At 41.2% G+C, this 13,939-nt stretch carries 11 protein-coding genes; 5 read left to right on the top strand and 6 right to left on the bottom strand.

The window, feature by feature from the left end:
* Window positions 1-28: 28 nt before the first annotated feature.
* The 3 genes from dnaE (at window position 29) to BUC20_RS18555 (ending at window position 5,901) form a co-directional block, all read left to right on the top strand.
* Window positions 29-4,459 carry a DNA polymerase III subunit alpha gene (gene dnaE / locus BUC20_RS18545; RefSeq protein WP_073232516.1) on the top strand — a complete coding sequence of 1,477 codons (4,431 nt, stop codon included), beginning with the start codon at window positions 29-31 and terminating at the stop codon, window positions 4,457-4,459.
* A gap of 134 nt (window positions 4,460-4,593) precedes the next feature.
* Window positions 4,594-4,914 carry a thioredoxin gene (gene trxA / locus BUC20_RS18550; RefSeq protein WP_073232517.1) on the top strand — a complete coding sequence of 107 codons (321 nt, stop codon included), beginning with the start codon at window positions 4,594-4,596 and terminating at the stop codon, window positions 4,912-4,914.
* Window positions 4,915-4,980: 66 nt separating this feature from the next.
* Window positions 4,981-5,901, top strand: coding sequence for a DUF58 domain-containing protein (locus BUC20_RS18555; RefSeq protein ID WP_073232518.1), 921 nt, complete (start codon window positions 4,981-4,983; stop codon window positions 5,899-5,901).
* 1 nt (window position 5,902) lies between these two features.
* Here BUC20_RS18555 and BUC20_RS18560 read toward each other — a convergent pair whose 3' ends face one another.
* From BUC20_RS18560 to BUC20_RS18585, 6 genes are read right to left on the bottom strand one after another with little or no spacing between them, the layout of a single operon-like run.
* Complete coding sequence (locus BUC20_RS18560; RefSeq protein WP_073232519.1) at window positions 5,903-7,096, bottom strand: aspartate aminotransferase family protein; 1,194 nt, start codon at window positions 7,094-7,096, stop codon at window positions 5,903-5,905.
* A gap of 15 nt (window positions 7,097-7,111) precedes the next feature.
* Complete coding sequence (locus tag BUC20_RS18565; RefSeq protein WP_073232520.1) at window positions 7,112-7,564, bottom strand: hypothetical protein; 453 nt, start codon at window positions 7,562-7,564, stop codon at window positions 7,112-7,114.
* Window positions 7,565-7,575: 11 nt separating this feature from the next.
* Window positions 7,576-8,217 (bottom strand): hypothetical protein, encoded by a 642-nt coding sequence (locus BUC20_RS18570; RefSeq protein WP_143166842.1) that lies wholly within the window; start codon window positions 8,215-8,217, stop codon window positions 7,576-7,578.
* A gap of 34 nt (window positions 8,218-8,251) precedes the next feature.
* Window positions 8,252-8,812, bottom strand: coding sequence for an RNA polymerase sigma factor (locus tag BUC20_RS18575; RefSeq protein ID WP_073232522.1), 561 nt, complete (start codon window positions 8,810-8,812; stop codon window positions 8,252-8,254).
* 56 nt (window positions 8,813-8,868) lie between these two features.
* Window positions 8,869-9,828 (bottom strand): transketolase family protein, encoded by a 960-nt coding sequence (locus BUC20_RS18580; protein WP_073232523.1) that lies wholly within the window; start codon window positions 9,826-9,828, stop codon window positions 8,869-8,871.
* Window positions 9,829-9,832: 4 nt separating this feature from the next.
* Window positions 9,833-10,678 carry a transketolase gene (locus BUC20_RS18585; RefSeq protein WP_073232524.1) on the bottom strand — a complete coding sequence of 282 codons (846 nt, stop codon included), beginning with the start codon at window positions 10,676-10,678 and terminating at the stop codon, window positions 9,833-9,835.
* Between the two features lie 242 nt (window positions 10,679-10,920).
* Here BUC20_RS18585 and BUC20_RS18590 point away from each other — a divergent pair, with 242 nt between their 5' ends.
* Both BUC20_RS18590 and BUC20_RS18595 read left to right on the top strand, forming a co-directional pair.
* Window positions 10,921-12,204 (top strand): sugar MFS transporter, encoded by a 1,284-nt coding sequence (locus BUC20_RS18590; protein WP_073232525.1) that lies wholly within the window; start codon window positions 10,921-10,923, stop codon window positions 12,202-12,204.
* Between the two features lie 192 nt (window positions 12,205-12,396).
* Window positions 12,397-13,887: a response regulator gene (locus BUC20_RS18595; protein ID WP_073232526.1), complete on the top strand. Its 1,491-nt coding sequence runs from the start codon at window positions 12,397-12,399 to the stop codon at window positions 13,885-13,887.
* Window positions 13,888-13,939 lie beyond the last annotated feature (52 nt).

Raw genomic sequence — 13,939 nt, forward strand, 5'->3', positions numbered from 1 at the left:
AAAAAGACGATTTTCTAATTACCTAGCTATGTATTTGATTTTTGATACCGAAACGACGGGGTTGCCACGCAATTGGAATGCGCCTATTACCGACACGGATAATTGGCCGAGATGTATTCAGATTGCATGGCAGTTACATGATGAGTTTGGAAATCTGGTCGAGCATCAGGATTATTTAGTCAGTCCTGATGGTTTCAATATCCCTTATGATGCGGAGCGTATCCATGGGATTTCTACGGAACTTGCCCAGGAGCAGGGAATCCCTTTATCTGAAGTTTTAGAGAAATTTAATGCGGCTTTAGCAAGATCTAAATTTATTGTCGGCCAGAATATCGGTTTCGATGTGAATATTATGGGCTGTGAGTTTCATCGTTTGGGTGTAGAAAGCCCGATGAGCCAGATGCCTGTTCTGGATACCTGTACAGAAGTCACGGCTGAGCTTTTACGTTTACCTGGCGGACGTGGTGGTAAATTCAAATTGCCTACGTTAACAGAATTACACCAATATCTTTTCGGAGTTCCATTTGCAGAAGCTCACAATGCGACTGCCGATGTGGAAGCTACTACCCGCTGTTTCCTTCAGTTGATCAAACTGGATGTATTTACCTTAGATCAGTTACAAGCTGATGTGGAATACCTGCGTACCTATAAAGAGCGCAATCCGGGAGTTATCGAGCGTGTTGGATTAAACCACCTGAACTTAAAAGCGGCTTCTGATGAGATCAGAAAACGTCTGCAGAAAGCGGAAGGGCCTAAAGTTTCCAAAAAAACACTGGAAGAGAACAAGCAGGAGCTGGCTTCTGCTAACTATGTTCACTTACACAACCATACACAGTTCTCTGTTCTGCAATCCACCATCAATATTCCATCCCTGATTAAAGCGACGGCTGCCTATAAAATGCCTGCGGTAGCTATGACGGATCATGCCAACATGATGGGGGCTTTTCATTTTGTGGCTCAGGTACTGAATCACAATAAAGGAGTCGAAGCCAGGAATCAGGCAGCGGTAGAAAAAGGAGAGACACCGGATGAGCAGATCATCAAGCCTATTGTAGGCTGCGAATTCTTTGTTTGTGAGAACCACGAGGATAAGAAAAGAAAAGATGATGGTTATCAGGTTGTTTTATTGGCTAAGAATAAGACAGGGTATCACAACCTGGCAAAGATGTCTTCGATTGCCTATACCAAGGGATTTTACTATATCCCCAGGATTGATAAGGCGGTTATAGAGCAATATAAGGACGATATCATTGTCCTTTCGGGAAATTTATATGGAGAGATCTCCAGTAAATTGTTAAACCTGGGTGAGAAACAGGCTGAGGAAGCATTGTTATGGTGGAAATCGCTATTCGGTGATGATTTTTATATTGAGCTGATGCGCCATAGCCAGGAGGATGAGGATATCGTTAACATTTCCCTGATTGCGCTGGCGAAAAAGCATGATGTGAAGGTTATTGCAACGAATAACACCTATTACATCAATAAGAAAGATGCAAATGCACATGATATTTTATTGTGTGTAAAAGAAGGAGAGAAACAAGCTACACCGATTGGAAGAGGTCGTGGGTATCGCTTTGGTTTGCCAAATCAGGAGTATTATTTCAAAACTCCTGAGGAGATGAAAGACCTGTTTGCAGATGTCCCGGAAGCGATCTTCAACATTCAGGAGATTGTAGACAAGATTGAGATCTATAAACTCGCCCGCGAGGTACTCTTACCTAAATTCGACATTTCTGAAGAATTCCTGGTGAAGGAAGATGAAGAGGATGGTGGTAAAAGAGGGGAGAACAAATATTTACGCCACCTGACTTATGTAGGGGCGAAAAAGCGTTATGGTGAAATCACTGAAGCGATCACAGAACGTTTAGATTTTGAGTTACAGACCATTGAAAAGACCGGATATCCCGGATACTTTTTGATCGTTCAGGATTTTATAGCGGAGGCCAGAAATCTGGATGTTTCCGTAGGACCGGGAAGGGGCTCTGCTGCAGGATCTGCGGTAGCTTACTGTCTTGGAATTACCAATATCGATCCGATCAAATATGATTTGCTATTTGAGCGTTTCCTGAATCCGGATAGGGTTTCCATGCCCGATATCGACATCGATTTTGATGATGAGGGTCGTGGAAGGGTAATGGACTACGTAATTAATAAATACGGAGCCAATCAGGTGGCACAGATCATCACCTATGGTACGATGGCGGCAAAGTCGTCTGTAAAAGATACAGCAAGGGTACTTGATTTGCCTTTATATGAGGCGGAGAAGATTGCCAAGCTGATTCCGAATATGAAGCTGGCCAAGATCTTCAGTCTGGATGAGAAGAGCCTGAAAGGGGCGCTTCGTGCGGATGAATATGAAAAGGTACTGGAATTAAAAGCTTTGGCGGGGGCCAATGACCTTGGAGCCAAAACGCTGGAGCAGGCTCAGATTCTGGAAGGTTCCCTGAGAAATACAGGTATCCATGCCTGTGGGGTAATCATTACACCAAGTGACATTACCAATTTCGTACCGGTTGCTACCGCTAAAGATTCTGATCTTTATGTAACGCAGTTTGACAACTCCGTGGTAGAGAGTGCCGGTTTATTGAAAATGGACTTTTTGGGGTTAAAAACATTAACCCTGATTAAGGATACCGTGAAACTGGTGAAGTTCAGGCACAACATAGACCTTGATCCGGACAATTTCCCCATTGATGATGCAAAGACTTATGAGCTCTTTCAACGTGGGGAAACGATCGGGATTTTCCAGTACGAGTCGAACGGGATGCAGAAGTACATGAAGGAATTAAAACCTACCGTATTCGGGGATTTGATTGCCATGAACGCTTTGTACCGTCCGGGGCCATTGGAATATATTCCCAGCTTTGTGCGTAGAAAGAATGGAGAGGAAGAGATCAAGTATGACCTTGATGCCTGTGAAGAATATTTAAAAGAAACCTACGGAATTACCGTATATCAGGAGCAGGTGATGCTTTTGTCCCAGAAACTTGCCGGATTTACAAAAGGTGAGGCCGACGTATTGCGTAAGGCGATGGGAAAAAAGCAAAAGGATGTACTGGATAAGATGAAACCTAAATTTGTGGCTCAGGCTGCAGAGAAAGGACATGATGCTACTGTTCTGGAGAAAATCTGGAAGGATTGGGAAGCATTTGCATCCTATGCCTTTAACAAGTCCCACTCTACCTGTTATGCCTGGATTGCCTATCAGACGGCCTATTTAAAAGCGCATTACCCTGCGGAATATATGGCAGCGGTACTTTCCAACAACATGAGTGACATCAAACAGGTGGCCTTCTTTATGGAAGAATGTAAGCAAATGGGGGTTTCAGTACTTGGTCCGGACGTGAATGAGTCGGGTACAAAGTTCTCCGTAAACATTAGCGGACAGGTACGTTTTGGTCTGTCCGGGATCAAAGGAGTGGGAGATAAAGCGGTTGAAAGTATCATTATAGAGCGAAATGAAAACGGGCAGTATAAGAGCGTGTATGACTTTGCCAAACGCTCAAATACACGTACCGTAAATAAGAAAGCATACGAAAGTTTTGTCTATAGCGGGGCTTTTGATGGGTTCGGTTACCATAGGGCGCAATATTTCTTTGTCGGAATTAACGATAAGATGAATGGCATCGAGAAGATGATCAAGTTTGCAAATGATTTCCAAAACAATGAATCCTCAGCACAGTCCTCCTTGTTTGGTGGTTCTGTAGCGGATATGATTTATGAGCCAAGCTTGCCGGTTGCGCCGGAATGGAGCTTGATTGACCGTCTGAAATATGAGAAGGACGCGATTGGAATCTTTTTGAGTGGTCACCCACTGGATAATTATAAGCTGGAACTGAAAGAATTCTGTCAGCACAAGGTGAAACACTTGTCGCTGGTAAATAAGATCAGAACCGGAGATTCGAATGAAGAGGTCCTCGCTGAATTTGAAACCATCAAGAACAGGGAACTCGTAGTGGGTGGACTGGTGGTTATTGCGGCACAAAGGATGACTAAAACCGGAAAGCCTTTTGGAACGATTGTTTTCGAAGATTATGACGATACCTGTGAGCTTGCCTTGTTTGGTGATGATTTCATCAAGTTTAAGCAGTTCCTTACTGATGGATATTTTCTTCAGATCAGGGGCAGGGTAGGCGAGCGTTTCAGAAAAGAGGGCGATTGGGAGTTTAAGATCACTTCAATCAATCTGCTGTCTGAACTGAGGGATAAACTGGCGAAGAGTGTGACCATTCAGGTGCCTATTGAAAAGATTACAGATGATTTCATGAGTAAGATCCATGCGATCCTGGAAGAGAACAAAGCAAATACAGACCACCAGAATTGTCAGTTATTATTTGATGTTTATGACCGGGAACAAAATGTAAATGTTAAATTGCCCTCGAAATCATTGAAGATTAATCCCAACAATAACTTCTTAGAACAATTAACTGCCTTAAACGTTAATCCTAAGTTGAACTAATGTCATTTTGGCATTGTCAGGGTGATGGCATTACAATTGATTATATCTTTGTACACTCGTTTGTGTATGAAGGCAATGGCTAAGTATTCAGGCAAGTAAGAATAGAAAAACAAATTATATAAAAATAAAGAATTATGGCTTTGGAAATTACAGATGCAAACTTCGAGGAAGTTGTATTAAAATCAGATAAACCCGTTTTGGTTGATTTTTGGGCAGAATGGTGTGGTCCATGTCGCATGGTGGGACCAGTAGTAGACGAGATTTCAAAAGAATACGATGGAAAAGCGATCGTAGGTAAAGTGAATGTGGACAACAACCCTCAGATTTCGACTCAATTCGGTATCCGCAACATTCCGGCTTTATTATTCTTCAAAAACGGAGAAGTAGTAGACAAACAAGTTGGTGCAGTACCAAAATCAGTATTGGCACAGAAATTAGATAAGCAATTATTATAATCAACTCCACATATACGGATTCAAAAAGCGTTCATAGTTTATGAACGCTTTTTTTATATTTACGCTATGCAGTCACCGATCGATGAACAAGCACTCCATTTCAATGGCAATCTGGAATTACTGGCCAGACAGGTTGTAGAAGGTTTTATTACCGGTCTTCATAAAAGTCCTTTTCATGGCTTTTCAGTGGAGTTTGCGGAGCATCGCTTATACAATGTAGGGGATAGTGTGAAGAACATCGATTGGAAGCTTTTTGCGCGGACAGACAAATTGTTTAGCAAGCGATATGAAGAAGAAACCAATCTAAGGTGCCAGTTTATTGTTGATGTTTCTTCATCTATGTATTTCCCTTCCGGGGAATATAATAAACTGAATTTTTCTGTGCAGGCAGTTGCTGCTTTGATTTACCTGCTCAAAAGACAAAGGGATGCTTTCGGATTGAGTTTGTTTACAGATCATTTGTTGCTGAATACACCAGCTAAGTCCACCACGACACATCAGAAATACCTGTTTAACCATTTGGAAGAATTGCTGGCTTCAGCGCAGATGAATGTGAAAACCAATGTTGCACAGGCCTTACATCAGATTGCGGAGCTCATCCATAAACGTTCTCTGGTGGTGATCTTTAGCGACATGTTGAATACCTTCCATGGTGAAGATCATGTAGAAGCCTTATTTTCTGCTCTGCAGCATCTGAAATTTAATAAACATGAGGTGATCATTTTCAATGTCACGGACAAATCCCGGGAAGTAGATTTTCAATTTGAAAACCGCCCGTATGAGTTCGTGGATATGGAAACCGGGGCAGTAATCAAGGCGCATGCCTCAAATGTCAAGGAGGAATATTTATCCCGGATGAGCAGTTACAGAAAGGCCATTGAACTGAAATGCAGTCAGTATAAAATTGATATGATTGATGCCGACATTGCTGCCGGCTTTCATCCTGTTTTACAAGCTTATCTGATTAAGAGGCAGAAAATGAGTTAATTTATTTCCCTGCGATGGCTTCCACATTTCTCAGAATCACCTCACAGGCATCATGAATCTCTTCTTCTGTAATGATCAATGGTGGCGCGACACGCATGGAATTGCTGCAATGAAGAAACCAGTCGCTGATTACACCATCTGCAATGCAGGCATCAATGATTTTCTTATTGATCTCAAAGTTTTCAAATTCTATGGCCATCATCAGGCCTTTTCCACGTACTTCCTTAATGGCTGGGTGAACCAGTAATTTTTTGAATAGTTCTCCTTTTTCTTCTACTCCGTCAACGATGTTTTCATTCAGTATGGTTTGGAGTGTTGCCAGTCCTGCAGCACAGCTTACCGGATGGCCACCAAAAGTGGTCAGGTGACCCAGGATCGGGTTTGTTGCCAGGCTCCTCATGATTGCTGTGGAGCTGATAAATGCACCGATCGGCATTCCGCCACCAATTCCTTTGGCCAATAGCAGAATATCAGGAGTAATTCCGTAATGTTCAAAACCGAAAAGCTTTCCTGTACGTCCAAAACCGCATTGAATCTCGTCAAGGACCAATAAGGTGCCTGTTGCGGTACACTTGCTTCTAAGGGCTTCAAAATAGGCTTTATCCGCAATTCTGATTCCGGCTTCACCCTGAACCGTTTCTAAGAATACTGCTGCGGTCTTGTCGGTGATTTTATCAAGGTCAGGTAAATGATCGTAATTGATGAAACTGATGTCAGGAAGGAGTGGCCTGTAGGCTTGTTTGAATTCTTCATTCCCCATTAAGCTGAGGGCGCCCTGCGTACTTCCATGGTAGGAGCGATGGCAGGCAATGATTTCTGATCTGCCGGTATATCTTTTGGCAAGCTTCATTGCACCTTCTACGGCTTCGGCTCCGGAATTTACAAAATAAGTACAGTTGAGGTGATCCGGGAGGACATCAGCCAGTGCTTTGGCAAAGTTGACCTGTGGACTTTGAACAAATTCCCCATATACCATAATGTGCATATAGGTTTCCACCTGTTCTTTAACTGCATTGACTACGGCCGGGTGACAGTGACCAATATTGCTTACGCCAATACCGGCAATTAAATCAAGATGCTTTTTTCCAGTAGTATCATATAGATACATGCCGCTGGCTTTGGTGAATTCTAAAAGAAGGGGCTCTAGTGTGGTTTGGGCGTTATGTTGAAGAAATAATTGTCGTTGTGTAAGCATGCACAAAAATACAAATTAATTTCGCTCAGGTCCTCCTTTTTTGTATCTGGAAAGTAGTTCTCTTTTGAAAGTTTCCTGTGCACGGTAGTATTTACCGATTACTTTGATGGGTAGATTGGATTTCAGTTTGTAATAATATTTCTTTTCGATAGCCAGGTTTCTTTGCTTAAAATTCAGCTCATTGACAATCAGAGTTTGTACTTCTGTGTCGGAAAGGTTGTCTATTTCAGGGATTTTTCTGAAACTGATCATGTTTTGACTTCTTTCTTTATTTAAAGCCATTTGTTCTTTCTGGAATTCATTATAAATCGGCCAGAATATTTTGGCTTCATCTTCAGAAAGGTCCATTTTTTCGGTTAGATAACTGATCTTAAACGCTTCGATTTCCGGAGATCTTTGTCCACCTCTCTGTGCAGATGCAAAGAAAGGTAAAAGGAAAAGAAATGCGACAATGACTCTGTGTTTCATTTTAGTAATAATTATAAATCTGAGGCTATATCATTCTGGCTATAATTGCTGAGAATGTAATTTTCTAAATCGGCATCTGCTACAGCCGGGTTTTCCCTTTTCAGACTGTTGGATTCAATGTGTTCAATAATGGTACTTTCGTCGATATCATAAAGCAGCTGTTCATTTGCCATATCGGCAGATAAAGCTTGTTGTGCAGGAGTACCAGGATAAAAATAAATACCGGCAGCTGTAATTAAAATAAAACAAGCCGCAGAAGCATATTTTAATAATTTAGAATGCCATAGACGGACAATTTTAGTTTCTCTCCTTCCGGTGTTTTCCTGAGTTATTCTGTCAGAAATTTTAGATTGGAGCTGATTAAAGTAGTCTGCCGGAACAGTATATCCTTCATTTGGAACCTGTTCTTTTAGTTTTTCTATGGCAAGTTTAGCCTGAATTCCAGTAGCCAACCCTTCGAAATAACCTTCCGGAGTGTTAAAGCCACTTTCGGGAAGACCTGCCTTCAGTTTATCCAGGTATATCGCCTGGTGAATCTGCTCAGGAAGTTGTTCGAAATACCCTTCAGGAAGAGCAAAAGGTGATTTTGCACCAAGCCCGGCCAGGTAGGGGGCTTCGTTCATCCAATCGCTATTTTCTAAATCTTTTTCCATTACTAATGTATTGATGTATTTCGGGGCAAAAGGTTTAAAAGGTAATGTCATCATTTAGCATAAAAACCTCAACTTTCTTTACTGCGATATGAAAAGAGGCTTTAAGCGCACCTACGCTCGTTCCGGTGATCTCCGAAATTTCTTCATATTTAAGATCGTCAAAATATTTCATGTTAAAGATCAGACGTTGTTTTTCAGGTAAGGTCAGTAAGGCTTGCTGTAGTTTCATCTGGATTTTGTCTCCGTTAAAATACGAGGAGGCAACCAGCGTCTCCGCGAGTTCATCTGAAACTTCATCAAGCGGGGTATTGTTCCGCTGTTTCTTTTTATTCAGAAAAGTAATGGATTCATTGGTGGCAATGCGGTAGACCCAGGTGTACAGTTTGGAGTCGCTGCGGAACTTATCCAGGTTTTTCCAGACTTTAACAAAGGTTTCCTGAACCAGATCATCACTGTCATCATGATCAATGACTAAGCGGCGGATATGCCAATAGATCTTTTGCTGGTATTTATGAAGAAGCAGGTTAAAGGCTTCATGCCGGGTATTTTCGTTAGAAAATTTCTCTAAGATTTCTGAATCTTCAACCTGCTTCATTTATTGTCTTTTATCTGTGAGGCATTACGGACAGATAGCTGAACCTTTGGAGGTTCTTATTTGTTTGCTCTTTTCATTACTTTCTGAACCGCTTCGATGATATTGATGGTATCTAAACCATATTTGGTCATCAACTGATCAGGTGTTCCACTTTCGCCGAAACTGTCATTTACCGCAACAAATTCCTGTGGTGAAGGAAGTTCAGTAGAAAGTAACCTTGCTACACTTTCTCCAAGACCACCAAATTTATTGTGTTCTTCAGCAGTGACAACACATCCGGTTTTTTTGATTGATTTCAGGATCGCTTCTTCGTCAAGAGGTTTAATCGTGTGAATATTGATGATTTCTGCATCAATGCCCATTTCCGCTAATTTCTCTCCGGCTTCAATTGCTTTCCATACCATGTGTCCGGTTGCAACGATCGTTACATCAGTACCTTCGTTCACCATCCATGCTTTACCAATTTCAAACTTCTGATCAGGATCAGTAAATACAGGAATTACCGGGCGTCCGAAACGTAAGTATACCGGGCCTTCAAATTCTGCGATGGCAATTGTTGCTGCTTTAGTCTGGTTATAATCACAAGTATTGATTACCGTCATGCCCGGAAGCATTTTCATCAAACCTATATCTTCCAGGATCTGGTGAGTTGCCCCATCTTCGCCCAGTGTTAATCCGGCATGAGATGCACAGATCTTTACGTTTTTATTAGAATAGGCAACAGATTGTCTGATCTGGTCATAAACCCTTCCTGTAGAGAAGTTGGCGAAAGTTCCTGTGAAAGGAATTTTTCCTCCGATGGTCAGACCTGCAGCGATGCCGATCATATTTGCTTCGGCGATGCCGATCTGGAAAAAGCGTTCTGGAAATTCTTTAATAAAGGCATCCATTTTCAAAGATCCCACTAAGTCGGCACAAAGTGCTACCACTTCGGGGTTCTTTTTTCCGGCTTCAAGTAATCCTGCTCCAAAACCGGAACGGGTATCTTTTTTTTCAGTATATGTGTACTTTTTCATGGTCTTAGTAGTCTTTTAGGGTAGAGTTTAATTGTGCTAAGGCTGTTGCAAGCTGCTCGTCATTTGGAGCAACCCCATGCCATTTGTGAGATCCCATCATGAAATCAACACCATTACCCATGATTGTACTCATTAAGTTTAAAATTGGTTTGCCTTTACCTGTTAAAGATTTAGCATAATGCAAAGCTTTAACGATATCGTCCATATCATTACCATTAGAGGTAATTACATGCCATCCGAAAGCTTCAAATTTAGCTTGCAGACTTTCCAGTGAAAGTACTTTTTCTGTAGGACCATCAATCTGCTGACCATTATAATCAATGGTAGAAATCAGGTTGTCTACTTTATTAAATGGTGCGTACATGATGGCTTCCCAATTCTGACCTTCCTGTAACTCACCATCTCCATGTAAAGAATATATAATGGATTTATCTTTATTTAGTTTTTTCGCTTGTGCAGCCCCAATTGCTACCGACATGCCCTGACCCAAAGATCCTGAAGCAATTCTGATTCCCGGAAGATGTTCATGAGTAGTTGGGTGGCCCTGTAATCTTGAATTCAATTTTCTGAAGGTAGCCAATTCGCTCACTTCAAAGTAACCCGCTCTGGCAAGTACACTATAGAAAACCGGTGAAATGTGTCCGTTAGAAAGGAAAAATAAATCTTCTCCTATTCCGTCCATTTTAAAATCAGTAGAGTAGTTCATGACATCAAAATACAATGCAGTCATGAAATCTGCACATCCTAATGATCCTCCCGGGTGGCCTGACTGGCAACCGTGCACCATTCTAACAATATCTCTTCTTACTTGAGAGGCGATATCTTCTAATTCATTGATTGTATGTTTCATTAATTGGGGTTATTGATTAATATGACAAATGTAATTAAAAATACTTTGGGCATAACATGTTAAGGTAAAGTTTGGTATAATGCTAAAACGCGGGTGATATTTGATTATTTTGCTGCGCTTTTTGTAATATAACTATGATATTCCGTAGAATTCTATATTTTTAGGAACTTTTATCTTCCATTTTCATAAAAAACCTAACCAAACACCGCACAATTGAAAACTAAAAATACTTAAACCAAATCATGACAAACCAAACACAAAAATCAGTAATCTCTCCCATTGTAACCATTGGGGCTTTGTTCTTCATTTTTGGCTTTGTAACCTGGGCCAATAGTACCTTAATACCCTTTCTTAAATTAGCTTGTGGTCTTAAGACCGATTTCGAGGCTTTTCTGGTAACATTTGCGTCTTATATTGCTTATTTCTTTCTTGCGCTTCCTTCTTCCTGGATTTTAAGGAAGCTTGGTTTTAAGAACGGGATCATTATCGGCCTGCTTATTCTGGCGTTTGGTTCCCTGATCTTTATTCCGGCAGCGAACAGCAGGAGTTTTGGTTTGTTTCTAACCGGTATTTTCATCCAAGGTGCGGCTTTATCTTTATTGCAGACCGCCTCTAACCCATACATCAGTATCATTGGCCCGATAGAAAGTGCTGCAAAGCGAATCAGTATCATGGGACTTTGTAATAAGTTTGCCGGTCTGATTGTACCGATCATCATGGGAACAATTTTCCTTAAAAATGCTTCTGCCATTGAAACAAAAATCAACGATGTCGCTACAAGTGTGATGGAACGTGAAGCTTTGTTACAGGAAGTATTGGGGCGTGTACATACTCCTTATATCGTATTGGCGGTTGTTTTTTCTGCTTTTGCCCTATTCATAAAATATTCGAACCTTCCGGAAGTAGATGTGGATAAGGAGGAAGTATTGGCAGACAATGAGGTTCGTGTAACTAAAACTTCAATTTTCCAGTTTCCACATTTGTTCCTTGGTGCCTTCTGTATCTTTGTTTATGTAGCAGCTGAGGTAATGGCTGGTGATATCATTGGTGTTTATGGAAAGTCGTTGGGAATTAGTGCTGATATCAGTAAATATTTCACCACCCTTACCCTGGCCAGTATGTTGGTGGGTTATGTGGTTGGTATCATTGTGATTCCCAAATACATCACTCAACAGGCTGCCCTAAAGATCTGTGCTATTTTGGGTGTGGCTTTTATCACTGCAGCTTATTTAACCACAGGTTATACTTCCGTGGTATTTGTGGGTTTATTGGGGCTGGCAAATTCATTAATGTGGCCAGCTATTTTTCCTTTGGGCATTAAAGACCTTGGGAGATTTACAAAAACGGGTTCTGCAATTATGATTATGGGTATCGCTGGTGGGGCGATCTGGCCATTGATCTATGGTTACCTGAAAGATTATGCACACATGCATTTCCAACTGGCATTTTTTGTCAGTGTATTGCCTTGTTATTTATACATCTGGTTCTTTGCCGCTTACGGGCATAAGATCCGGTCTAAAGCTTAATATTTAAATCATATTTATAAAGGGGGAAGCCAGTCAGCTTCCCCCTTTTTTTGTTTTTGTTCATTATTGCTAAAGCTACGGTATCTCTTTAATACTGAACAAAATGAACGGGCATTATCAAAACAAAGTCGGGTGTAAAACAGTATTTTTATAATCACCAGATAGGGAGCTCTCACGCTTTAATGTTTTTATATGCTCATTTCCACCTTAAGAAAGCGGCTGAATAATATTTCCATTTCAGGAAGGTTATATCTTTTGATATCACTTATGGGTCTTGTTGTGATCATTGGTTATGGTGCCCTGTTCTTTTTTGATAAGAGCAGTTTCAGGATTGGTGTAGCATTATTTAGCTGCGTTTTAATTTTAATATTGGGCTTTGCCTTATTAAAATGTATTAAAAGTGCTTTTGACAGTTCTCCTTTGAGACAAACTGTTGCTGAAGAAGAAATCGCCGGGCTGCTGGAGCAACAAAGCCTTTCTTTACAGCTTGCAGAGGAGAAGATCATCAGGGAGCGGGCAAAAAGAGAAGCTTCAGAAAAGGCAAAACAGATATTTTTGGTGAACATCAGTCATGAGATCCGAACGCCTATGAATGGCATTCTGGGATTCGCAAAGTTCATGGAAGAATCTCTGATTGATGAAGAGCATAGAGAATCCCTTCAAATGATCATTAAATCGGCCGATCAGCTCATGGCCATTCTGAATGATATTCTTGACTTTTCCAGGTTAGAATCGGGAGATATCAACTTTGTTGACCAGCCATTTGCTCTTGAAGATACCGTGCGTTCCATCTACCGGCTTATGGAGCCTGCAGCAAAGCTCAAAGGACTTAATTTTGACTATGTTATTCCTGAATCTATTCCATTGGTTCTTTCCGGGGATGCTGTCCGTTTAGGCCAGGTTCTTTTAAACCTTACTTCTAATGCGATCAAGTTTACTGAAAAAGGAGACATTAAGATTTCTTTAGCACTGGTTGAAGCACTGGAAGATAGGGTAACGATCGAATTTCGTGTAAAGGATACTGGAATAGGGATTCCTGCAGATAAGCATCAAAAAGTATTTGATTTTTTTGAACAGGTTACAAATGATACCTCAAGGAGGTATGCAGGTACGGGACTCGGACTAAGTATTGTGAAACGATTGGTAGAACTCCAAAATGGGGAAGTTTTCCTGGATAGTGTTGTTGGAGTCGGTTCTGAATTCTATTTCAGGTTACCCTTTAGAACAGTAAATGATCAGATCAGTTTTGAAACCATGGACTTACGGTCAAAATTGCCAGACACTGTTACCGAAACGGGTAAAGGTGTCCGGATCCTCGTTGTGGAAGATAACCCCATTAACCAGCTTCTAGTTATCAAGTTGCTGGAAAAGAGAGGTTATGATACTACTGTTGCTGAAAATGGGCGGATTGCTCTGGAAGAATATAAAAATGGAGATTTTGACATTATCTTAATGGATCTTCAAATGCCGGAGCTGGACGGCTATGAGACTACGCGGATCATCAGAAAGATGGCTGGGGACAAGGGAGATATTCCTATCGTAGCGATGACTGCACATACCATAAAAGGAGAGCTTGAAAAATGCGCCGACATTGGTATGAACGACTACATTTCCAAACCTTTTGATTCGGCAGAATTGTATCAAAAGATAGAAATGCTGGTCGGGAGTACTGCCGGAGGCTGATAAAAAACAGAACGACGGCTGAATAAACTTCCGTCGTTCTGTTTTTGTCGTA

Origin of the sequence: Pedobacter caeni (assembly GCF_900129215.1) — a bacterium.
GTDB lineage: Bacteria > Bacteroidota > Bacteroidia > Sphingobacteriales > Sphingobacteriaceae > Pedobacter > Pedobacter caeni.

Coding starts and splice junctions, on each gene's coding strand:
- trxA (WP_073232517.1), top strand. CDS start 4,594: ATGGCTTTGGAAATTACAGATGCAAACTTCGAGGAAGTTGTATTAAAA.
- BUC20_RS18590 (WP_073232525.1), top strand. CDS start 10,921: ATGACAAACCAAACACAAAAATCAGTAATCTCTCCCATTGTAACCATT.
- BUC20_RS18580 (WP_073232523.1), bottom strand. CDS start 9,828: ATGAAAAAGTACACATATACTGAAAAAAAAGATACCCGTTCCGGTTTT.
- BUC20_RS18560 (WP_073232519.1), bottom strand. CDS start 7,096: ATGCTTACACAACGACAATTATTTCTTCAACATAACGCCCAAACCACA.
- BUC20_RS18575 (WP_073232522.1), bottom strand. CDS start 8,812: ATGAAGCAGGTTGAAGATTCAGAAATCTTAGAGAAATTTTCTAACGAA.
- BUC20_RS18595 (WP_073232526.1), top strand. CDS start 12,397: ATGCTCATTTCCACCTTAAGAAAGCGGCTGAATAATATTTCCATTTCA.
- dnaE (WP_073232516.1), top strand. CDS start 29: ATGTATTTGATTTTTGATACCGAAACGACGGGGTTGCCACGCAATTGG.
- BUC20_RS18565 (WP_073232520.1), bottom strand. CDS start 7,564: ATGAAACACAGAGTCATTGTCGCATTTCTTTTCCTTTTACCTTTCTTT.
- BUC20_RS18585 (WP_073232524.1), bottom strand. CDS start 10,678: ATGAAACATACAATCAATGAATTAGAAGATATCGCCTCTCAAGTAAGA.
- BUC20_RS18555 (WP_073232518.1), top strand. CDS start 4,981: ATGCAGTCACCGATCGATGAACAAGCACTCCATTTCAATGGCAATCTG.
- BUC20_RS18570 (WP_143166842.1), bottom strand. CDS start 8,217: ATGGAAAAAGATTTAGAAAATAGCGATTGGATGAACGAAGCCCCCTAC.